The 21,946-nt window shown below is 63.0% G+C and carries 21 protein-coding genes and 1 pseudogene; 5 read left to right on the top strand and 17 right to left on the bottom strand.

Features of this window, described 5'->3' with window-relative positions; genetic code table 11:
• Positions 1 to 2: 2 nt before the first annotated feature.
• A complete protein-coding gene (locus SALLO_RS16640) occupies positions 3 to 683 on the bottom strand; it encodes a nucleotide exchange factor GrpE (RefSeq protein WP_022836274.1) in 681 nt (226 codons plus the stop codon).
• Between the two features lie 46 nt (positions 684 to 729).
• Entirely contained in the window at positions 730 to 1,818 is a 1,089-nt protein-coding gene (gene hrcA / locus SALLO_RS16635) for a heat-inducible transcriptional repressor HrcA (RefSeq protein ID WP_022836273.1), read from the bottom strand.
• Positions 1,819 to 2,101: 283 nt separating this feature from the next.
• On the opposite strand from hrcA, the gene sppA reads away from it, so the two are divergent.
• Positions 2,102 to 3,898, top strand: coding sequence for a signal peptide peptidase SppA (sppA, locus tag SALLO_RS0110555; protein ID WP_022836272.1), 1,797 nt, complete (start codon positions 2,102 to 2,104; stop codon positions 3,896 to 3,898).
• Positions 3,899 to 4,080: 182 nt separating this feature from the next.
• Here the strand turns inward: sppA and SALLO_RS0110550 are convergent, their stop codons facing one another.
• Positions 4,081 to 4,773 carry a peroxiredoxin gene (locus SALLO_RS0110550; RefSeq protein WP_040605765.1) on the bottom strand — a complete coding sequence of 231 codons (693 nt, stop codon included), beginning with the start codon at positions 4,771 to 4,773 and terminating at the stop codon, positions 4,081 to 4,083.
• Between the two features lie 429 nt (positions 4,774 to 5,202).
• Between SALLO_RS0110550 and SALLO_RS16630 the strand changes: the two genes are divergently transcribed.
• Complete coding sequence (locus SALLO_RS16630; protein ID WP_022836270.1) at positions 5,203 to 7,932, top strand: S9 family peptidase; 2,730 nt, start codon at positions 5,203 to 5,205, stop codon at positions 7,930 to 7,932.
• Here the strand turns inward: SALLO_RS16630 and pgeF are convergent.
• The 10 genes and pseudogenes from pgeF to SALLO_RS0110485 form a co-directional block, all read right to left on the bottom strand.
• Positions 7,929 to 8,711, bottom strand: coding sequence for a peptidoglycan editing factor PgeF (pgeF, locus tag SALLO_RS16625; protein WP_022836269.1), 783 nt, complete (start codon positions 8,709 to 8,711; stop codon positions 7,929 to 7,931). The genes SALLO_RS16630 and pgeF overlap by 4 nt on opposite strands.
• Before the next feature lie 99 nt (positions 8,712 to 8,810).
• Positions 8,811 to 9,104 (bottom strand): hypothetical protein, encoded by a 294-nt coding sequence (locus SALLO_RS0110535; protein WP_022836268.1) that lies wholly within the window; start codon positions 9,102 to 9,104, stop codon positions 8,811 to 8,813.
• A gap of 420 nt (positions 9,105 to 9,524) precedes the next feature.
• The gene (locus tag SALLO_RS0110530) at positions 9,525 to 9,914 is read right to left on the bottom strand and encodes a hypothetical protein (RefSeq protein ID WP_022836267.1); all 390 of its coding nucleotides are present in this window, start codon (positions 9,912 to 9,914) and stop codon (positions 9,525 to 9,527) included.
• Positions 9,915 to 10,011: 97 nt separating this feature from the next.
• Positions 10,012 to 10,491, bottom strand: coding sequence for a hypothetical protein (locus SALLO_RS0110525; RefSeq protein ID WP_022836266.1), 480 nt, complete (start codon positions 10,489 to 10,491; stop codon positions 10,012 to 10,014).
• A 187-nt stretch (positions 10,492 to 10,678) separates the two neighbouring features.
• A pseudogene (locus SALLO_RS17860) lies at positions 10,679 to 10,882 on the bottom strand (DUF5615 family PIN-like protein); the annotation flags it as partial.
• A 164-nt stretch (positions 10,883 to 11,046) separates the two neighbouring features.
• On the bottom strand, positions 11,047 to 11,310 hold the full coding sequence (locus SALLO_RS16615; protein ID WP_051141363.1) for a DUF433 domain-containing protein: 264 nt from the start codon (positions 11,308 to 11,310) through the stop codon (positions 11,047 to 11,049).
• A 589-nt stretch (positions 11,311 to 11,899) separates the two neighbouring features.
• Complete coding sequence (locus tag SALLO_RS0110505) at positions 11,900 to 12,289, bottom strand: type II toxin-antitoxin system death-on-curing family toxin (RefSeq protein WP_028567146.1); 390 nt, start codon at positions 12,287 to 12,289, stop codon at positions 11,900 to 11,902.
• A complete protein-coding gene (locus tag SALLO_RS0110500) occupies positions 12,286 to 12,483 on the bottom strand; it encodes a ribbon-helix-helix domain-containing protein (RefSeq protein ID WP_022836263.1) in 198 nt (65 codons plus the stop codon). The genes SALLO_RS0110505 and SALLO_RS0110500 overlap by 4 nt, the downstream gene beginning before the upstream one ends.
• A gap of 728 nt (positions 12,484 to 13,211) precedes the next feature.
• The gene (locus tag SALLO_RS0110490) at positions 13,212 to 13,892 is read right to left on the bottom strand and encodes a hypothetical protein (RefSeq protein ID WP_157621403.1); all 681 of its coding nucleotides are present in this window, start codon (positions 13,890 to 13,892) and stop codon (positions 13,212 to 13,214) included.
• A 306-nt stretch (positions 13,893 to 14,198) separates the two neighbouring features.
• The gene (locus SALLO_RS0110485; RefSeq protein WP_022836260.1) at positions 14,199 to 14,978 is read right to left on the bottom strand and encodes an SDR family NAD(P)-dependent oxidoreductase; all 780 of its coding nucleotides are present in this window, start codon (positions 14,976 to 14,978) and stop codon (positions 14,199 to 14,201) included.
• 118 nt (positions 14,979 to 15,096) lie between these two features.
• Between SALLO_RS0110485 and xseB the strand changes: the two genes are divergently transcribed.
• A complete protein-coding gene (gene xseB, locus SALLO_RS0110480; protein WP_022836259.1) occupies positions 15,097 to 15,303 on the top strand; it encodes an exodeoxyribonuclease VII small subunit in 207 nt (68 codons plus the stop codon).
• Positions 15,304 to 15,335: 32 nt separating this feature from the next.
• Positions 15,336 to 15,839, top strand: coding sequence for a hypothetical protein (locus SALLO_RS0110475; protein WP_022836258.1), 504 nt, complete (start codon positions 15,336 to 15,338; stop codon positions 15,837 to 15,839).
• A gap of 4 nt (positions 15,840 to 15,843) precedes the next feature.
• Here SALLO_RS0110475 and SALLO_RS16610 read toward each other — a convergent pair whose 3' ends face one another.
• Genes SALLO_RS16610 through SALLO_RS0110455 form a run of 4 tightly spaced genes read right to left on the bottom strand, consistent with a single transcriptional unit; the run spans position 15,844 to position 18,749 of the window.
• Positions 15,844 to 17,298 (bottom strand): glycoside hydrolase family 13 protein, encoded by a 1,455-nt coding sequence (locus SALLO_RS16610; protein WP_022836257.1) that lies wholly within the window; start codon positions 17,296 to 17,298, stop codon positions 15,844 to 15,846.
• A gap of 54 nt (positions 17,299 to 17,352) precedes the next feature.
• The gene (locus tag SALLO_RS0110465) at positions 17,353 to 18,021 is read right to left on the bottom strand and encodes an alpha/beta hydrolase (protein ID WP_022836256.1); all 669 of its coding nucleotides are present in this window, start codon (positions 18,019 to 18,021) and stop codon (positions 17,353 to 17,355) included.
• 57 nt (positions 18,022 to 18,078) lie between these two features.
• Entirely contained in the window at positions 18,079 to 18,504 is a 426-nt protein-coding gene (locus SALLO_RS0110460) for a hotdog fold thioesterase (protein WP_022836255.1), read from the bottom strand.
• On the bottom strand, positions 18,501 to 18,749 hold the full coding sequence (locus SALLO_RS0110455; RefSeq protein WP_028567144.1) for a hypothetical protein: 249 nt from the start codon (positions 18,747 to 18,749) through the stop codon (positions 18,501 to 18,503). Before SALLO_RS0110455 ends, SALLO_RS0110460 begins: the two co-directional genes overlap by 4 nt.
• Before the next feature lie 216 nt (positions 18,750 to 18,965).
• Between SALLO_RS0110455 and SALLO_RS17855 the strand changes: the two genes are divergently transcribed.
• Positions 18,966 to 21,863: a TonB-dependent receptor gene (locus SALLO_RS17855; protein WP_051141362.1), complete on the top strand. Its 2,898-nt coding sequence runs from the start codon at positions 18,966 to 18,968 to the stop codon at positions 21,861 to 21,863.
• Positions 21,864 to 21,946: the final 83 nt, after the last annotated feature.

The raw sequence follows: 21,946 nt of genomic DNA, 5'->3' as shown, positions 1-21,946 counted from the left end.
AGTTAAGCGTCGGTAGAGGTATCGTCGGGCGCATCGTCAGAGGCATCGTCGGGGGCGGTTGCGACGATGACGCGGCTGTAACGGATGACGCGGTCGCCGAGGCGATAGCCCGAGCGGGCCTCGCTGAGCACCGTGCCGGGGGCCGCGTCGTCGGTGGGCTGTTGCATGAGCGCCTCGTGCAGCGACTCGTCGAAGGCAGCGCCTTCGGCTTCGATGCGCTCAACGCCAAGCGCCGACAGCTCGTCCAAAAACTTCTGGTGGACCATCTGCACGCCGCCCCGCAGCGACTCGTAGGCCGCCGCGGGGTCGTCCGCCGACTCGAGCTGATCGGCCGCGTCCAGCGAGCGCTCCAGGTCGTCGAGCACGTCAAGCATGGCCCGCACCGCGTCCACCTTACCCGCGGTAAACTGCCGCGACTGCTCGCGGTCGGTGCGCCGGCGGTAGTTTTCAAACTCGGCCGCCTTGCGTAGCAGCTTGTTATTGATGGCGTCGCGCTCTTCTTCGAGCGCTTCAAGCTCTTCTTCCAGCGCCTCGATGCGGTCGCGCAGCGCCTCGGGCGAAGATTCTTCGGTTTCAGGGGCCTCGGTCGTCTCAGCGTCAGGGGTTTGTCCGTCGGCCGCTTGAGCGTCCGCGGCTTGTGCTTCGGTGGTTTCGGTGTTGGAGGGCGTGTCGGGAGTGCTCACGCGATGCGGGGGAATGTAGGGTTGGTAATGACGGAGGGGGGCGATGTTACGCGGCCCGCGAGGATTCGGGGGCGGGTCGGTTCAACTCGGCGGCCAGGGTGCGCACAAGGGCCACGGCGCGTCCGTAGTTCATGCGGGTGGGCCCAATCACCCCCAGCGTGCCGATGGTGTTGCCCAGCCGGTACGGCGAGGTCACGATGGAAAACGACGCCATGTCTTCGCGCGTCGTCTCGCTTCCGATGCGGATAAACGCCTCGCCGACTGCCTGCGGATCTTGCTCGTGCACATTTTCCAGCCACTGAACCACGCGGTCTTCGTCCTCAATCACTTCAATGAGGTGGCGCACGTCATCCGGCTCCTGGAATTCGGGCTGCGTCAAGATGTTCTGCGTGCCGCCCAGTTGCAAGCGCCCCTCGCGCGGCTCGCTAAATAACGGCGCGGACTCGTTCAGGATGAGCTGGATGATGCCGGTTTCGTCGTCAATGTCCTGCACGCGCTCGGCGTGCGTGTCGCGAATCTCCTGCAGCGTGAGCCCGGCCAGGCGCTCGTTCAAGATGGAAAGCATCCGGTCGAGTTCGCTGCGACGCACGTCCTGCATCTCAAACTCCAGGACGATGGTTTTCACCAGGCCACCCTCTACGCTCAGCACAAACATGAGGCGCTGGCCGGTGAGCGGCACCGCGTCGAGGCGTTCCAGCACGCCGCTCGACAGGTTGGGACTGACCGCGAGGCCCAGCAGGTTGGTGAGCCGGCTGAGCAGGCGCGAGCTTTCGCGCAGCAGCGTATCGGTGTCGCGCACGAGGGCCGCGAGCTCGGCTTTCAGGGTCTCACGCTCGGCAGCCGAAAGCGAGGGCGTGTCCATCAGCTCGTCAACGAACGTGCGATAGCCCAGGGCCGTCGGCACGCGGCCGGCGGAGGTGTACGGATGGCCCAGGTAGCCCATGTCCTCCAGGTCGCGCATGGTGTTGCGCACCGAGGCGGCACTCAGGCCAATGTCGTACCGCTTGGCCAGCGACCGCGATCCCACCGGCCCGGCCGTGTCGATGAACTGCTGCACGACGAGCCGCAGGATGTTGCGCTCGCGCTCGCTGAGCGACGGACGCTCGGAATGGGATGCATCGGGGAGGGAAGCCATAGAAGCCGTTGTGCTCACACGCGTTCACAGGGTTGTGCGTCGTCCTTGCGAACGTACTTGAATGACAGCAAAGGTCTTGCCAGACGTCTTCTTGCGGCGCGATGCCGCATAATGGCATACTTCATGTGTTTTCGGGAGTTTCCCTGCCGGCAGGCCCTCGCGGTGTAACCGCTTTCGGCTGTTGTTCGTCTAAACCAAAACGGCCGATGCATGGAAACGTGCGTTTGCGCCGTGCGGTAGTAGATGCCCCTGCACGCTTCCTTCTTCCTGAACAGACGTTCTCATGCGCTTTCTCTCCACGCTGCTCGCGAGCGTCATTGGCACGCTCGTGGGATTTGCTGTGCTGTTTCTCCTGGCGTTCCTCTTCTTTTTTGCCATCTCGCTCTCGTCGTCGCCGGCGCCGTCGGTGCTGCCCGGCTCGGTGCTCGAGGTGACCATCGACGGGCCGATCCCTGAGCGGGCCGCTGACGATCCCTTCGCGGCGGCGTTTGGCGAGGGCTCCAGCTACGACCTGATCGACCTGAAGGGTGCCCTGCGCAAGGCCGCGGCCGACGAGCGCATCCAGGCCGTGTGGCTGCGCACGCGCGCTGCAGCCCCGCTGCAGTGGGCCACGCTGGAAGAAATTCGTCACGCGCTGATGCGCTTTAAGGAGAGCGGCAAGCCGCTTATCGCCTCCAGCGAAGATTTTGGCATGGGCGAGAAGGCGTACTTTTTGGCCAGTGTGGCCGACAGCGTGTTTGCCGCCCCCCTGGCGCCGTTTCAGCTCAACGGCTTTTCCATCACGCAACCGTTCTTCGCCGAGGCGCTCAACAAGCTGAACGTGGAGCCGAAGATCGTGCGCGCTGGGCAGTTCAAAAGTGCGGTGGAGCCGTTCCTGCGGCGCAACCTCTCCGACGCCAACCGCCTGCAGCTCAACGCCTTGCTGGAAACGCAAAACACGCACTTTAAGCGGGCCGTCGCGCAGGCGCGGGGTGTGACGCCCGAGCGCCTGGAGCAACTGGCCGACCAAAACGCGGTGCTGGGCGCCGAGGGTGCACTGCAGGCTGGCCTAATCGACGAACTGCGCTATTACGATGAGGTGAGCACCCTGCTAAGGGCCAAAACCAACGGCACCCTCACCACCGTGTCGGTGGACGGGTACAAGCGCGTGCCGGCGGCGTCGGTGGGGCTGGAGCCGCAAAGCCGGGGCCGCATCGACGTGGTGTATGCCACCGGAAGCATTGTGAGCGGCGATCCAAGCACCAACCCGTTCGGCAACGATCAGGCCTCGGCCGGCTCCATTCCGTTCCGCGAAGCAATGAAAGAGGCGCGCACCAGCGACGAAACGAAGGCCGTGGTGCTGCGCATCAACTCGCCGGGCGGTAGCGCAGCGGCCTCCGAGGCGATGTGGCGCGCCGTGCGGCTCACCGCCGCCGAGAAGCCCGTCATCGTGTCGATGGGCGACCTCGCGGCTTCCGGCGGCTACTACATCGCGGCCGCTGCCGATTCCATCGTGGCCAACCCGCTCACCATCACCGGTTCCATCGGCGTCTTTGGCCTGTTCTTTGACGCGAGCGGCTTGTTCGAAGAGAACCTCGGGGTTACGTTCGACGGCGTGCAAACGAGTCCGCTGGCCGACATCTACTCCCAGGTTCAGCCCTTCACGGCCCGCGAGCGCACGCTCCTGGAGCAGTCAATCGACAAAACCTACAACACCTTCTTGCAGCGCGTGGCCGCCGGGCGGGGCATGGACACCACCCGCGTGCACGAGATTGCCCAGGGCCGCGTGTGGTCGGGCGAGGATGCCAAAGAGGTGGGCCTCGTCGATGTGCTAGGCGGCCTGCACGAGGCCATCAACATCGCGGCCGAAAAAGCCGGCATGGGCGACGGCCCGCACCGCGTGCGGCTTCTGCCCCGCCCGCAAACGTTCATCGAGCAGCTCAACGAGCAGCTCTACGGACAAGCGGCGCAGCTGTGGCAGGCCTGGACGGCCTCGCCGCTGGAGCGCCTCTGGATGGAACAGCAACGCACCCTGCGGCGCCTCGCGGGCATGCACGGATCAACCCAGGCGCGCCTGCCGGTGTCCATTGGTATCAACTGATCGCTGTTCGGGCCCTCAACGGGTCAACGGAAAAACGCCGCGGCTGCAAAGCGCCCGAAGCAGCTGTAGCAGTGCTACAGCGACGCATCGAGACACAGCAGCCCGCGGCGTTCCGGCGGGTACGGCCTGCTAGATGTCTTTACTCATCTGGCACAGAACGGCCGCTGTGGACGGAGCCGGTGCTAATTCCCTTCGGTTTCCGGTACATCTTTAAAGCAGAGGTACCAGTCTTTGCAGTCGTATCCTTCCGCATCGGCGGCTGTGATACGCCCTTCGGCATCCGCAAGCGACTGTGGCGATCCGAGCAGAACGGGCTGTCCCGGCGCCCACCCTTCCGGCGTAGCAACGGCATGGGCATCTGCCGTTTGCAGCGCTTTCACCGTACGAACCACTTCGGCAATCGAGCGTCCTGCTTCCATTGGATAGTACAACATCGTACGGAGGACTCCCTCCGGATCGATGATAAATGTGGTGCGCACCGATGCTGTGTCGCTCGCGCCGGGATGAATCATCCCATAGGCCGAGGCTACATCCATCGATACGTCGTCGATAATGGGAAACAGGATTTCAACCCCCAGTTTCTCCTTAATGCGCTGCGTCCAAGCGATATGGGAATGGTAACTGTCGATGGACAGCCCCAACAATTCCGTGTTCAATGCCTGGAACTCTTCGTAGTGCTCAGCGAACGCCACAAACTCGGTGGTGCACACCGGGGTAAAGTCCGCTGGGTGCGAAAATAGGACCAGCCACTGCCCCTTGTAATCATCGAGCGATACCATGCCGTGCGTGGTTTTCGCTTCAAACGCAGGTGCCGGCTCATTGAGGCGCGGCAAACGAGGGGGCGACTCGGATACTGGTGTAGTTGTCTCTGTCATGACGCCTTAAGTCATTTGGATTAGCGTGCGCGAGCAAAGAAAGCGTGCATCGGTACTGCTTTTGTTGTGTTTACAAGTACATACAAGCAGGGAAATGGATGCCTGATTCTGCAGTGATTTACACAACCCTAACCTCACGTTCATGCTTTCAGGGGCGCTTGCATGCGGCCCATTCGACCTCTCGCATCGAAACGTAGGTATCCTCCTTGGGGGCCCATGCTATCAAGTGCACCCAGCGGCCCTGAGCGCTCGGTGCGGGTGTTGCCGCGCACGGGCAGGGGTGCGTCATGTCGTTCATACCGTAGGGTGTACCCATCGGTGCTGATGTTTGGCTTTCTTTTATGAAGCGAGGGCAAAGGCTCGACTTTCTGGGTCGGGCCCCCGATCTTTTGGTGCCCACGGCCTTTCCCGACTTGCTTTTGTGCCGCCATGCGCCTGTTGTGTTGCCTGCTTGCCCTCCTCGTTGCCGGTCCGCTGCACGCCCAGCCCCAGCCCACAGCGCCCCCCGAGCCGCCCGAAGGCCCGTGGTCGATCAAGGATGTGCTGAAGCAGCGCTCGCTCTCGCAGGTCGACATCGGTCCGCAGGGGCAGCGCATCCTGTGGGTGAAGCGGGTGCCCGACTTCGAGGAGGACCGCACCACCTCCGATGTGTACCTGACCTACCGCGATGACCCCAACGGCGGCACCGCGCCGGCCACGGTGCGCCTGACCCGCAGCGGCAACAACAGCGCACCACAGTGGAGCCCCGACGGCACGCATATCGCGTTTCGCTCCTCCCGCGCCACAGAAACCAAAGAAGACGACGGGCCGCAGATCTGGCTGATGGACGCCCGCGGCGGCGCGCCCTACCCCGTCACGTCGCTGCCCCACGGGGCGGGCGACTTCCAATGGCGCTCGAACGATGAACTGCTCGTCGTGGCCCGCGCCAAGGACACGCGCTACGAGCAGGCCCTGAAGGACGCCAAAGACGACGCCATCGTCATCGAGGACACATCGCTGTACTACCCCACGCGCCTGTTGCGCGTCAACGTGCACACGCAAGAGGTGACGCGCGCGTCGAACAACCAGGGGCGCATCCGTGATGTTGCTGTTGCCCCCGGCGGCCGCTATGTGGTGTACAGCATCGACCCCTCGCCCGTCGATGCCGATGCCCGCCGGCAACCGCTGCAATACCTGCTGGACCTGCAAACGGGCACGCGCACCGAACTCTTCACCGGCCAATACTTCGATCCCGAAAACTACACGTGGACGCCCGACGGCGCCGGCTTCTATGCCACCGACTCGTTTAGCTCCGATCCGGAGCACGAGGGCGCCGGCATCACCGAACTCTACTACTTTACGCTGGCCGACCGCTCCTACCAAAAGGTGCCGCTCAACTGGCCCAACGGCGTGGGCTACGGCGGCTATGCCGTTACCGACGACGGCGTGCACGTGCAACTGGCCGACGGTCCGCTGCTCAAGCCGCGGTTCTATCGGAAGACCGCCGCAGGGTGGCAGCCGCAACCCATCGACGACGCCCGCCTGCAGCATAGCACCTCGTTTTCGATTGGGCCGCGGGGGGAAACCGTCGTGTTCAGCCACTCCACCGCCGACACGCCGCCGGTGTACCGCGTCGGATCGTACGCGCGCGGCACCATCCGCGACGAAGAAACGCTGGTGACGCTGAACGCCTACCTCGACGCCAAGCCCATCCCGCGGGCCGAGGTGGTGCGCTGGCAGGGCGCCAACGGCGATACCGTCAACGGCATCCTGCACTACCCGCTCAACTACAGCCCCGACCGCCGCTACCCGCTCGTTACCGTCATTCATGGCGGCCCAAGCGGCGTTGACCTCGACGCGTGGCGCCTGGGCTGGACCGTCTACGCCCCGCTGTGGGCGCAGCGCGGCGCGTTCGTCTTCCGCCCCAACTACCACGGCTCCGGCCATCACGGCCTCGCGTTCGTCGAGTCGATCAAGGGGAAATACTACGAGCTGGAAATTCCGGATATCGTGCAGGGCATTCAGCACCTGGCCGACGAGGGCCTCGTGGACACCGATTCGCTGGGCGTGATGGGCTGGTCGAACGGCGCCATCCTCACCATTCAGCTCACGGTAGAGCATCCCGAGCTGTTTACGGTAGCCGCGCCGGGGGCGGGCGACGTCAACTGGACGAGCGACTACGGCAACTGCGCGTTCGGCGCGCGCTTCGACAACTCGTACTTCAAGGGGCCACCGTGGGAATTCACCCAGCACTACATCGAAAAGAGTCCGCTGTTTGAGATGGAGAAGGTGATCACGCCCACGCTCATCCACTTTGGCACGGAAGACCGGGCCGTGCCCAGCGAACAGGGCTGGGAGCACTACCGCGCCCTGCAACAGATTGGGAAAGCCCCCGTGCGCTACCTCCGCTATCCCGGCGAGCCACACGGCTTCCGGCGCCTCTCGCATCAGCGGCGCAAGGTGGAAGAAGACCTGAAGTGGTTCGATACGTACCTGTTCGACACCACCTCGATGGAAGAGCGCGTGGCCGACCGGCTCCTTGCCGATACAGCACCGCTGGCACGGCTGGAACGCCACGCGCCGCCCGCGATGGCGGACGGGCGCTACGGCGTGATGCAGGACGGACGCTTGCTCCCGGAGATGGTGGCGCTGGGCGATTCGCTGCTCGTGGGCCGCTTTGAGGTGACGCAGGCGCAGTGGGCCGCGTATAGCGAAACTTCCGTGCCCGCAGGCCGCGCCAACCATCCGGCGCACGGCCTTACCGCCGCTCAGGCGCAAGCGTACGTCGACTGGCTGAATGCGCAGACCGGCGCGTCGTACCGCCTCCCCACGCAGGCAGAAGCCAAAGCGCTCCAGAAGCAGGCCGGGGCATCCGAGAACACCCCCGCGTACTGGGCCGGCTACACGCCCACCGCCGACGCCTACGAAAGGATTCGCGCGCGGCTGTTGCGCCAGTCGCCCGCCACGCTGCTGATGCCCGTGGGCAGCCGCCCGCCCGGCAGCGCCGACGGCGTGCTGCTGTACGACCTGAACGGCAACGTCGCCGAGTGGGCCACCACGTCCAGCGGCGCCGTGCCGACGGGCGCGTCGGCCGTGACGCTCACGCCAACCTGGAGCCCCGATGCGCCCGCTGTGCCCCCGGCCTATCGCGGCCTGCGGGTTGTGCGCGAAGCACCCTAACGCTCCGCAGCCGCTGATGCCTGTTCGGGGCCTTGACGGACGATGGCTCCAAACATGCGGCCGGTGGGACCATCGGCCGCCCGGTACGAAAAGAAGCGGTCGGTGTGCGACAGGGTGCTGAGGCGATCGGCGCCGATGGCATCAGGCGGCACGCCGGCGGCCACGAGCTGTGCCTGCAGCGCCGCCGGCAGATCGACGTGCGGCCTGGCGTGTCCGTTGGGCGGGCGCACGAAGGCCGCGTCAAACTGCGCCGCCACCTCGGGCCCCACCTCGAAGTCGGCTGGCCCGATGCACGGGCTGATGTACGCCCGGAGATGCGCGGGCGTCGCGCCGCGGGCCGTCATGGCCGCCACGGTGGCGCGCACAACGCCTGCCACCGCCCCGCGCCAGCCCGCGTGGCACGCCCCCACAACGCCGCTTTGGGGATCGGCCAGCAGCACCGCTGCGCAGTCGGCGACGGCAATTGCCAGCACCACCCCCGGCACATCGGTAACGAGGCCATCGCAGAAGGGCGTGTGGCCGGGGGCCGTTACGGTCGCCACCTCGGCGCCATGCACCTGTCCGGCCGTTGCCAGCGCCTCCGGCCCCCGCCCGAGGCGCGCGCAAAACCGAGACCGGTTCGTGGCCACGCGGGCCGGGTCGTCGCCCACATGATCGCCCAGGTTGAGGCTGGCGTACGGCGGGGTGCTCACGCCGCCGTGGCGCGTGCTGAAGGCCGCGCGCACCGTGGGGACGTCCGAAAAAACGGCCGGGCGCAGCACAATCCGCGGATCAGACATGGCGAGGCAGGTTGGTGGACGGAGCAGTCACGCCTCACGTACTTCCCCGCGCAGCGTTCGGTTCACCGCGGGCGTGAAGCGCCGCACCTTGCCATTTTGTTACTCAACGTCCCTCGGACGGCTTGAAGCCTCGGCCGCTTCAACGGCATCTGTGCCGTACAGCCAGGCAAAGCCCCCTGGAATCAAAAGCATACCCCCAAGGAGCATGTAACCTAGACTATTCAAGAAGAGCCCCAGCGCACCCGACTCCTGCACGGTGGCCATGTGGTAATCCCAGTACACCATAAAGGCAAATAACAAAGCCACCAGGGCCCATAGCGGCCAGGGCACGCGCTTGTACGCAGCGATCACCTGCGCAATGCGTTCTTTAGAATTGTCGTGTGGGCTGGACATACGTTCTATCGACGCTTTGTTCGCTGAACCATTGGACATCACTGCAGGAGCCGATCAGCTGTCTCACCGAATGTCAACAGCTGGACGGTTACACGATACGTACGACAGAGCCCCCAAGCAACATACCATGTGACTTTTCTTTGACCCTGAGGATGCGACCGCCCACGGAGGAGGCTTCACCTGAAGCCTCGAACGCCGCACAAGGATGAAATGAGCGGTGCACACCGGTATGGCGTTCACTTGCTCCGTTGAGAAAGATTCAAGAGCGATGCGGCCTAACGGTCGCATTCACTTGGGCCGGGCTCGCTAGCATCGCTTCTGAAATGTACCGAAACGCTTTGATAAACGCATGGCAGCAAGGAAAGCTGCCAACCCCACCGCCAGATGCAACGCTGGGTTATGACGCTTCTGAAGTTCCTCTCATGATCCGCTGAGTTGGGGGCCGCGTAAAAGCAGCATGCCATGAAGAACGGCCCCACCAGCGAAAACAACGAGGAGAACCCAAACCGCAGGTCCTGGCCTTGCCGGAAAGCCACCAATTAAGGCAAGTGCCCCAACAAGGGAAAAGGCCTGATTGCCAAGGACGACGGCTCGACCGTAGATACCGCCAACGGGGGCATGCCGTACGATCCAGTTTGAGGCAGCGAAGCCAATGAAAGCCGCTCCCAAAAGCTGGGCGAAAAGAGCGTGTGCGGCGGTCTCTTCGTAATTCATAGCCATGCTAAACCCTTCGGGCATGAAGAGCAGGGCGACGCCAATGAGTACCAGCGTTCCGGCGTACAATGTGAGTAGTTCAGAAGTATACTTCATGCGCTTCTGCGAATGGGCTCCATACTGTGGAATGCTGCCACCTTGTGTTCATGCTTGTTCCGGTAGTTCGTTGCATGCAACGGCATGGCCGTTGGCCTCATGCGCCGTCAGTAGAGCGTCGTTTTCCGAAAAGTAGCGATAGCAAGATGCCTTCGGTCAGCAGAACGATTACCCACAGCAAAAGCTCTAACATGACGAGCAGAACGGGCTCCCCGAACATGTTGAAGGGCACGTGGAACTCAAAGTAGAGGGCCATCAATCCCCAAAGTATGGCTGCAAAAGCAACGCCACGCCTGACGACCTTGCCGCGCGGGAGGACGGGCTCAATGTATACGAACACAAGCCCGTGAATCATGCCGATGCCTGCCGCAATCGCAAGGTAGAGGAGTCCGTTTGAGAACATGAGCGGAAGCGGCTCCATCTCAAACAGTACTGCAATCACCTTTTCGCTCTGAAACGCTGGATCGAAAAGCACACCCGAGAAAAGATGGAAAAACAGAATATTGCTTATCACGTTGGCGACGACAAATGCGATTGCACCGCTAAGAATGCCTCGCAGCCATTTATTCTCAGGCATGTTTAGTCTCTTCCACTTTCGCTTCTACTGATTATTGATTGGATTCTGCAAGCGGTATAACGGTGAAACTCTGCCACGACGGTTAGCGAAAAGGTACAGAGCCAGCAGCTGAAACGCTACCGCCGGAAATTAGCCGCCGCCCGTCGTCGGCAGCAGCGCGGGGTTATGTAGTGCTTTACGGCCAACGTCAAATGAACTCGATGTGCCCGCGCATCTCCTCGGGTGTTAAGACCTGAGCAACGAGCGTGAGTCCTTGTACCATGGCTCCGACCGTACGTCCTTGCGGCGCGTACACGATACCGGCGTGCTCGATCCCTTCAGCGGACAGCCGAAGAAAGTCGTCGTCATGGGTGATGACGACCCGCCTCTCGTCTCGTGCAAATGACATGTGCTCGTCATCACTCCCCGAGCATGCCGGTCTCGGCCAGCGTCAGGACATCGACGCCACGGCGCCCCCCTTCGGGATGGCATATCCGACGTGCTCATCGAAGTAGAACCGGACGACCTCGCTCACGCCCCGCCTCGCAGCTTCCTTTTGAGCAGCGACGGCGTCTTTTAGCGCATCTCCCGGACGAAGGCGTCTCCTTGGGCGATTGCTTCGTCTAACGCGCTCTGGTGGGCGAAATAGTAGGCCAAGGCGGCATAAATGTCGGCTAGTTCGAGGTCGTACTCGCTGGCGATCTCATCGGCGCTCCATCCGAGGCGGTCATGCCAGATGACAACGTTCTGTACGGTGATGCGGCGACCGTCGACGCGCGGCTTTCCGCCGCACACGCCGGGCGTTTTCACGATGCGCTCGTCAAGCGTCTTGGTAGCCATGGCCGTAGAACGATCAGATGAGGCAGCAAACTCGCATATTAGACCGGAAAAGACGACGGCAGTTGCAGCGCGCTACATAACGGCTTGGCGCTCACCGGCCCAGGCCCTGCGGCCACCGTGTCTCAAGTTCAGGACAACTTGTGGCGGTAGCAATAACGATCATGAAAACGCCGACCAGCTCTGGTTCCGCTACAGCGCCTTGTTGTGCCCACCATCGTTGCTCTCATCTCGTAACCAGGCCACGTCAACCTGGTCTTGTGGCCGACCCGTGGCTTCCTTATTCTGAGCCGGATGTGACCGGCTGATGATGGGATCCTGACTCCTTTGATCTCGACCTCATGCCGCTGGAGCCCGGCAGCGGCCTCCTCGAAGGTGGCATACTCGCCCTCCTGCGTTTCAGCGTGAATTTCGTCCTCGATTATGAACATGGAAGAGAGTTGCAATCCATGACGGCGGTATAACGATGAAGCTCAGGCGCGAACCCCTCCAACATACGGTGAGGGCACAAGAAGCGCCAGCGTTTGAAGGTGGCAAGCGGCCCGCCAAGTTCGACGCCTGCAGCGTGGGGTTATATGGCCTTCCAGTTGGTTTAGGAGCGCTCGGTGAGATGCACCTTGACCCAATTGGCAAATGCGTCTCGTTCGATCTCACCGGCAGCCAGCGATAGGAGAGTCCGCTCCTGCTCGTCCACTGGAGCCTCAATCTCGTAACCGTTGAGCACCAGAAACACCTCCATGGCCGCGTGCGCCACTCGCTTGTTTCCGTCGACAAACGCATGGTTCTTAGCAAGCGAAAAGCCCAAGACGGCGGCCTTCTCGGCAACCGTCGGATACAGGTCCTCGCCGCCGAAGGTCATGCGGGGCTGCTCGACGGCGGAGGCCAACGCGCCTCGATCACGGAGTCCTTCGCTCCCGCCAGACTGCTCAAGAAGACGTACATGCAGCCCCAGGACTTCTTCGACCGTCAGATACCGCATCAGGCCAAGCGGCGGTACAGTTCGGCATTCTTCGCCAAGACGTGTTGAGCCGCCTGTTCGAAGTCGTCGTCCAGGCTTTTGAACTGCTCCTCGACGCTGCTTCGCACAAGGTCCTCGACCGAAACGCCCAGCCGCCGGGCGAGAGTCTCAAGCCGATCGGCCGTCTCGTCTGAAAGGTTAATGGTAAGCGTCTTCATCGCCGTAAAGAAGTTATTTTGGATATTATTTCAACGTAGAGCGGGCATCGGGTTTCCCTGAAGGTGTTTAGGCCATATAACCTATACTTATATCAACACACTTGACATAGCACGCATCCATAATTTCGCGCAAACACCTGAAACTCAATGCGATGGGCGTATCGAGCCCGGTGCTATGTCAACAAAGTGGGCGTAGCACGTTATGCGATATCGCATGTAGCCATGGACCGGCATGCGAGGGTAATGATTACAAAATGTACAGGTGATCTGAAAGAACTGCAAACAGGAGGCCCTGGCAAGGGGCCGCGCGGGCGACAGCCGCCAGCAAACGGAGCCATCGCTAGGGGGAAGCCCGCGACTCGCCTGCTTCGGCCGGGTGCATGTAGCCGCGAAACGGCATGTCGTCGCCCACCGGCTCCCACGCGCCGGCCGCGAAGGTCCGGGCCTCGGCCATGGCTTCGATGCCTACATCCCTGAGCGTAGGCCGCCCGGTGCCTTCACGTTACCTTCAACGGCGCACGTTGTGCCATGCGGCGACTCAGCTCCTCCCCCGACCTCGTTCTGATGGGCTACATTCAGCAGGTCGCGCACAAGATGATCGGCTATCTCCTCATCGTAGCCACGTGCGCGGAAGATTTGAATTGCCGACGGCATGCAAGCGTCCCATCCGATCCACGGCCCAGCGGGCGCTGCGTATGCGGCGCGCCCGCTTGCCGCCCCGCTTCATGCTAAAAGTAGACCGACAACCCAAACCGCACCCCGTTTCCGCCCAGGCGAATGGTCGTGGTATTTATTTCGCTGACCTCACGCATGCCATTGCCTTCCAGCTCTCGTTCTTCACGCGTGTGATTGACCTCAAGGGATCCGCGATATTCGGCATGCAAACTCATTGCGGGCTGAAAAAACCACTCCACGCCAGCGTATCCTATGCCGGAGACGCCGTACGATGTAACCTGGCGCGTTTCTTCGGAGGTGTCTCGCGTATCGGTCTGTCGGCGAACGCCAACATTCACGCCGGGGCCATACCCATAGAAGAATTTAATGTCCTGATCTGGATTTGTATAATGCATCCAGGTATAGTCAATTCCAACCCCTAAATCTAGGCTGGACCTCTCAAGGTCATCTGCATTTTCAGAGAGATTTGTCCGGCGATAGCTATTGTCAAGGCTCACCCCAATCCGCCGGGCCCGATCCTCAGATAATTGCTGCTTGTAAGAGAAGGCGGTGCCCGAAAAGGAATCCAGGTCGAAGTTATTCGAGATCTGAAACTGGAGGGCCGTTGCCCCGGGCTGCAGGGACGTTGTGCTTCCGTCGCCTTGTGCGCTGTTATCGCGGTCTTGCGCGCTAGCGGCAAACGGAGTGGCGACGATGATCGATAGGGCGAGGAAAAATGCGGTACTCCAGTTCATAGCCAACGGCTGGTTGCTTGCATGATGTTTGAGCAGGGCACAAGGCGCAGCGGGCAAAACCAGGGGGATGGCGCCGAACATGACGTATGTCACGTCGCGGGAAGGCAGTGGTCTACCCACGCGTTTGTTCGCCCGTTAACACGCCCTTCACTCGATAAGGTAATATTAGGCCTGACAAAGTGCAAGCCGTTGGTTTATTGCGGGCTGATATTGGGCCGAGTTGGCCTCGCGGCTCGTCCACTACACCAAAGGCCCGGCGGAGGGCCGGGCCTTTCGCGTGCATCGCCGCATGTGAGACATACACCCTTAAATCAGGGAGTGCGACTGGCCGCCGTCTACGTTGAGGCAGGCGCCCGTCACGAGGCTCGCGCGCTTCGAGCAGAGAAAGGCGACCACGTCGGCCACTTCGTCCACGCGGCCAAACCGCCCGATGGGCAGGTTCTCTTCCACGAAGGCTTCCATCTCGTCGGGCTTCTCTTTGACGCGCCGGTCCCAGCTGCCGCCCGGAAACCGAATCGAGCCCGGCGCCACGGTGTTTACCCGCACGCCCTGCGGCGTTAGCTCTTGGGCCATCACCTTCCCCAGGCTGATGAGGGCCGACTTCGTCGTGTTGTACAGCGACAACCCAGCGCCGCCCAACTCGCGCCCAAAGATGGAGCTGATGAAGCAGATGGCCCCGCCACCGTCGGCCGTAAGATGCGGCACCGCGGCCCGACTGGCCCGCACGTGCGACATCAGGTTCAGGTCGATGATCGCTTGCCAGTCCTCGTCGCTCACCTCCGCAAATGCGCCGCGCCGGTTGCCCCCCACGTTGCCCGCGTACACATCGAGGCGGCCAAAGCGCTCCACCGTCTCCTCAATGAGGGTGGCCGGCGCCGCAGCGTCGGTCATGTCCAGCGGAAGCGCCAGCACCTCCCGGCCCGTCGCATCTCGAATCTCCTCGGCCGTATCGCGGAGCGTGTCGGCGCTGCGTGCGCAGATCGCCACGTCGCAGCCTGCCGCCGCAAAGCGATGCGCAATGCCTTTGCCAATGCCACGGCTCGCGCCGCTTACCACGGCAACCTTTCCGTCCAGTCCCAAATCCATAAAGGTGTGATTTTTGCTGATTAGATACAGTACATACGCAACTGCCGGTCTCCAAGGCAATTTACGAACCGCCGGCAGGGTTTCCTCCCCTACTGTTCATCGCTTAAAATTGGTATCAATGGACAACGCTTCGCCCGATCCTTCGTTTGAGGATTCACTCCACGCTCTGGAGCGCATCGTTGAAAAGCTGGAAAACGACCCGCCGCCCCTCGAAGAAGCCCTCGCGTTCTACGAAGAGGGCACGGCGCACGCAACCGACTGCATGGAGACGCTCGATGACGCCGAACAGCGCATCACCGAGTTGTCGTTGGATGACGATGCGTAGCGCGCTCTTTTCCCCAACCTGCTTCCTACGCTATGGCGGATGATGGCTCTTCGGAGCGCACGTCGGCGGCGCTGCTCCAATCCATGGCCCTGCTGGCTACGCTTTCGACGGCGGCCGATGTGAATCAGGCCATGAAGGAACGCCGGGCGGGGCACGATCCGGCGGCCCAGGAGACGCCCGGCCGCGCCCGCGCTGGGCTGCAGGCGGCCTGCGAGACCCTCATGGAGGTGCTCATGCAACTGCTGATGGGGCCCGTATCGCACGATGCCGAGGCGCCGCCCACGCATGCCGACGCGGTGCGTCACTTCGATTGCCTCATGAAGCTCCGCCGCGCCGAGCGCCTCACGCACGCGGTGCACCAACGCCTCCTCAGCTTGTACCCCGACGTGTCGGAAGCGCTGGTGGAGGAGGCGCGCGTCGTCGAACAGCAGCTTACGGCCCTGCGCGCAGAGGACGCCGATGCAACGGTGTCCTTTGGTGCAGCAATTGAGCGGGCCATCGGGCTGGTGGTGTGGGCGCGCCACGAGGTGGCTTGATGCTTCACGAGTATACCGCAGCAGACACGGGCGCGTAGATGTGTGCGCTGCGCGGCGGCACCACATCGGCAGCCCGCCGCGCATCCTCAGACGCAAACGGTCCCACCGGCGTAAGCGCGGCGCGCTCGGGGGCCACATCATCGGGCAGGGCCATCGGCTCCTCGCCCGCGTTGAAGGCGCACAGCACCGCCTCGTCGTCTAGCGTGCGCCGGAAGACGAGCAGGTCGCCGGTTGCGGCCACCCCTTCAAAGGTACCGGTGCGCAGGGCCGGGTATTCGTGGCGGAGGGCCGTAGCGGATTTGTAGAAGTCGAGCAGCGCGTCGTCCCAGTGCTCGGGCGCATCCCACGGAAATGCGCCGCGGCAGTGCGGGTCGCCCGCGGCCGACAGCCCAATCTCGTCGCCGTAGTAGATGCACGGCGCGCCCGGCAGCGTCATCTGCAGAAGCACCGCGAGCCGCTGGGCCGCCGGGTCGTCGTCCAGTAACCAGCGCGCCCGCGGCGTGTCGTGACTGTCGATGAGGTTGAGCTGCGCATGCGTAACGGCCGGATCGTAGCGGTGCATCAGCGCCTCGAAGCGCGCGGCCGTCGCGGGGGCCGCGGCCGTTTCAAGCGGCAACTGATCGTGCGAAAAGTCGCGCATCGAGCGCGCCGCATAGCTCAGTATGGCATCCATGAGCGGGTAGTTCATCACCGCATCAAACTGATCCCCCTGCAGCCAGTGGCCAGCATGCCCCCAAATTTCCCCTACGATGTACGCCTCGGGGTTGGCCGTCTTGACGCGTTCGCGAAAGGTTCGCCAGAAGGCGTCGTCGTCAATCTCGTTGGGTACGTCCAGCCGCCAGCCGTCGATGCCGAAGTCGATCCAGTGCTGCGCCACATCCAGCAGAAAGTCCTGGACTTCCGGATTGTCGGTATTAAATTCCGGAAGCGCTGGAATATCGTACCACGCGTCGTAGTTGTGCGGCGTCTCCGGATCGGGGGCGTAGGGCCGCAGCGGCCAGTCGTGGATGATGAACCAATCGAGATACGGCGAGGTGCGTCCGTTTTCCAGGATGTGGTGAAACGCCCAAAAGCCGCGGCTCGCGTGGTTAAACACGCCGTCGAGCACCACCCGGATGTCGCGGGCATGCGCCGCATCCAGCAGCGCGCGCAGCGCATCGTTCCCGCCCAATAGCGGATCGACCCGGTAGTAGTCGTACGTGTGGTAGCGGTGGTTGGCCGCCGAGGCAAAGATGGGGTTGAGGTAGAGCGCCGTCACGCCGAGCGCTTCGATGTAGTCGAGCCGGTCGACCACGCCGTACAGGTCGCCGCCTTGAAAGCCTTGCTCCTCCGGCGGCGCGCCCCACGGCTTGAGGGCCAGGCCCTGTTGCTCAGCGACGCGCCCGCTGCGCGCAAAGCGGTCCGGAAAAATCTGATAGAAGACGGCATCGTGGACCCACGAGGGCGTTTCGAACGACATGATGGTTGTGCGTACATCTCGTAAAGCGGCGAACAGGGTGCAAGCAAACGGCGCTTATTCCGAAGCGGAAGCCCCCGCGGCCTGCGTTTCATCGAAGAGGCTGCGCACGTACGACAGCTCGTCGTCGTTGGTGGTATGCCCCAGGCCGGGATAGATGCGCAGCTCCACGGCGGCTTCCATCGTGCGTAGCGCCTCGGCCGAGGCATGCACCCGCTCGGCCGGGATGTGCGGGTCGTCGTCGCTGCATCCCATAAACACGGGCGTTCCATCGAGCGAGCCGTCGTGGTGCAGATCGGCATCGGGCGGCCCGATGAGTCCGCCGCTGAGGCCCACCACGCCGCCGTACCGTTGCGGATGGCGCGCTGCGTATTCGAGGCTCAGGCACGCGCCCTGCGAGAAGCCCAGGAGCACCACGCGCGCCGCCGGGCGGTCGGCCGTGGCGCGGGCCACGAGGCGATCTACCGTGTGCAGGGCCGAGGTGAGGTACGGCTCGTTGGCGTCGCGCGGCGCCATAAACGATTGCGGATACCACGTGCGGCGGTGGGCCTGCGGCGCCAGCACGGCAACGTTTGAGGTGTCGAGGGCGTCGGCCAGCGACAGCATGCCCTGGGCCGTAGCGCCCCGGCCGTGCAGTAGAATGAGGGCGTAGCGGGCCGTATCGAGGGGCGCGCCGTACGTAAGCACCGGCTGATCTTCGTGGATGGGGGACGAGGCCGAAGGCATAGGCGAATGCAAAAACACGGGCAGAAGGTACCGAACCGTACCGCTGGTGAATGGAAGCTACGACGCGTCGGGCTGCTCCACAACCGCGAGCGTGCACCGGCTGGTGCAGATGAGGCGCCCCTCGCTGTCGCGCAGGTCGATCGTCCACACCTGCGTGCGGCGGCCCACATGCACCGGGGCGGCCACGGCGCGCAGGCGGCCGGTGCGCATTGAGCGCACGTGGTTGGCATTGATCTCTACCCCCATGGCGCCGTAGCCGGGCGGAGCCGCGAGGTAGGCCCCCACGCTGGCTGCGCTTTCGGCAAGCACCACGCTCACGCCGCCGTGCAGGTACCCAAACGGCTGGTGGTGCCGCGGCGTAACGGGCATTGTGGCCACCACGCGCTCGGCCGATACTTCCTCAAACTCGATGCCGAGAACGTCCGTGACGCCCGTCCACTCGGACGGATGCAGCGGTTTTTGGGTGGGCTGCGGGTCGGTCATGGCTGGTTGGGCGTGGGCGAGGGAGCATCGGAGGCGTCGTGGGCCGTACCGTTGGGGCTGTCATCCGCCGCCTGTTGCTCACGCGCGCGACGCGCGAGCTCCTCGGGCGTCCACTGCTTGCTCACCTCCTGCTCACGCTCCATGAACCGGTACACCGGAATCAGAAGGGCCGCCGCCAGCAAGCCAAAGCCCACCAGCGTTACCAAAATTATCGGGAGGTATTCCGATCGAAAAATATAGGTCATGCGCAGGAAGCCGGTGATTGAAAAAGAGACGCCGCGCAGCACGAGCGCTCGCTTAACAAGCGCCCAGGGGTGATACGATACCAACCAAGGCCCTCCAGCGGTCCCGCGCCCCCTGGCATCTTCTGCCTTTGTCCCGTAAATCTTACCACTATTTTGACAATATCCGATCGCTTTCTTAGATAGCTATCGGTGCATTTTTCTTCTCCCCTGATTGCCATGCGTACGTTTTCCGTGTTCCTTCGCTTTCTCACCTGCTTTTTGGTTCTGGCCACAGTGAGCGTTTGTTCGAGTTATGCCCAAACGAGCGCGACCCTCGCGGGCGTTGTGACGGGCGCCAACGACGGGGCCCCGCTTATTGGCGCCAACGTGGTGCTCCGAACCCCCGGCGACGAGGTCGTCCGCGGCGCATCCACCGACGTGACAGGGGCGTATGCCCTAGCCAACATTCCGCCCGGCTCGTATGTGCTAGAAGTCAGCTACATCGGCTATCAGCGGCGCACCGTTCCCGTAACGCTGGAGGCCGGCGAGCAGCGTACGCTCGACGTGGCGCTCCCGTTGGCCACGTCGGGCCTCGAAACGGTGGTTGTTTCCGTATCGCGTCGGCAAGAGCGCTTGCTCAACGCGCCGGCGTCAATCTCGGTGCTAGAGGCCGAGGAGTTTCAGCAGCAGTCGGTTACGTCATCGGTGGAAGCGCTTCAACCGGTGGCGGGCGTCGACATGGCGCAGACGGGCATCGACCGCCGCGAGGTGGCCCTGCGCGGCTTCAATCAGGCCTTTAACGGTGCCACCTACGTGCTTACGGATTACCGTGAGGCGGCTGTGCCGTCGCTCAACGTGAATGCCTTCAACGTGATGCCGGCGCTCCCCATCGACCTGGAGCGCGTGGAGGTGGTGCGCGGCCCCGGCTCGGCGCTGTACGGTCCGGGCGTAGACGCGGGCGTGGTCCACTTCTTTACGAAGGATCCGTTCGACTATCCCGGCACCACCGTGGCCGTTTCGGGCGGACAGCGGAGCTACTTTGCCGGGCAATTCCGGCAGGCAGGCGTGATCTCTGAGCAATGGGGATACAAGTTCACCGGTCAGTACGCCCAGGGGCAAGACTGGCAGCTGAACCCCAACAATCCGGCCGATGCAGCGGAAATTAGCCGGTACGCTGTGTTTGAAGAACGCAGCCAGGTGGGCGATCGCCCGTTCGCCACTGTCGACGGAAAGTTTCAGCTGCGACGCGACGACGACTATTACAAGTACAACGTGAATGGTACGCTGCAGTACCGCCCCAACGACATCACCCGCATTACGGCCAAGGGCGGGTACGGCGAAACGCAGGGCGTCTTTCAATCGGGCGTGGGCACGCTGCAGGTGAACGGGTTTGGCTACACGTACGGGCAGTTGCGCGTGCGGTCGGGCGGTTTGTTCGGGCAGGTATTCGTGAACCGCAACCATAACACGGGCGATACCTACATCCTGGGCAGTGGGCGTTACACCACCGACGAGAGCCTGCAGTGGAGTTCGCAGCTGCGCTACAACTTTTTGCTGGAGCGCCTCGACACCGATGTAACAGTGGGGGGCGATATAAACTTGCTTCGTCCGCGCACAGCCGGCACGGTCACCGGTCGTTTTGAGGATCAAGATGCCATCGACCTGTACGGCGCATATGCGCAATCGACCTCTACGCTCGCCAACTGGCTCGACCTCACGGTGGCGGTGCGCGGCGACTACGACAACCTGCAAGAGGAAGTCAAGGTGTCGCCCCGCGCGGCGCTCGTCTTCCGCCTCAACGCAGACAACACCCTGCGTGCCACCTACAACCGGTCGTTTTCGGCACCGGGTACCAACTCCAACTTTCTGGATGTACGTGGCCAAACACGTGCGCTGGGTAAAGGCTTTAACCTCGCGTTTCAGGGGCTAGGCGCCGTAAATGGCTTCACGTTTGACAGCTTTCGCCAGAATGGTACGGTTCGCTTTTCCCTTCCGGGGCCCGCGTTTGGCGCACAGGTTGGCATTGGTGGGTTGCCCGTGGCTCCGATGTACGGTCTCGTGGCCAACCAGGCCATTACCGTGAACAGCCAGGGACAGGCGCAGTTTGTAGGCGGGTTGTTCTCAAACTTGTCGGACCAACAACGGGCCCTTCTGGCGAACATCTTCGGTTTCACCGCCACGAACGGCCTCGTCGGCGGCGCGACGGATGCGGCGGTGCTCGGCATTCCGGACGGCAGCGCGCGCGGCTACCGCACGGTGAACGCGCCGTCGGACATCCCGCCGCTGCAGCAGACGGAGACGCAGTCGATGGAGGTGGGCTACAAGGGGCTGCTGGGCGGAAAGCTGCTCGTGAGCCTTGACGGCTACTACGAGCAGAAGAAAAACTTCATCGGCCCGCTGCGCATTGAGTCGCCGCTGGCGTACCTTCAGGCCAATGGCCTCTCACAAGATGTGGGCGGCGTGCTGGGCACGCTCTTTACGCAAACGAGCAACACCACCCTCAACGGCCTGCTCGATCAGTTGGCGGCTACCGGCATCCCGCGGCAGCAGGCCGCACAGCTTCTGGCCGGACTCGTCGGACAGTCGCTCAACAACACGCCGGCCGCGGTTGTGCAACCCGATCAGCAGGTGCTCGCGGGTTCCGATCCGCAAACGGTGGGCGGCTTTCTCACCTATCGCAACTTCGGCGAGGTGCAGTACTGGGGCATCGACGCGGCGCTGCAATACACCGTGACACCGGAGCTGGATCTGTTTACGAACATCTCGTACGTGAGCGACGACTTCTTCACCAACGAAGAGCTTGAAGAAACCGACACCAGCCTCAACGTGGCCCTCAACGCCCCGTCGTTCAAGCTCAAAAGCGGATTTGACTACATGGGGCGCTCCGGTTTCTCCTTTGGACTGACCGGGCGCTACATCCAGGGCTTTCCGGTGGCTACCGGCCCGTACGTTGGGCGCGTTGACGACTACTTTGTCATGGACGCTTACGCGGGCTACGCCTTCCAGGAATCGGTGCCGGGCCTCAAGCTGAAGGTCACTGCAAACAACGTTTTTGACCATGACCACCGCGAGTTTGTGGGCGCGCCGGCGCTGGGCCGCTTCATCATTGGGCAGCTCACCTACACCTTGCCGTAGCACGTTGGTTGGCGCTGTTTCGTATTTCATCAGGTGAAGGCGCCCGCGGCGGTGCTGCTCGGCAGGCATCGTTCCCGCTTCAG

This window comes from Salisaeta longa DSM 21114, assembly GCF_000419585.1.
Taxonomy (GTDB): domain Bacteria; phylum Bacteroidota; class Rhodothermia; order Rhodothermales; family Salinibacteraceae; genus Salisaeta; species Salisaeta longa.
Note: the sequence above shows the minus strand (reverse complement) of the source record. Positions and strands in the feature narration are given on the sequence as shown.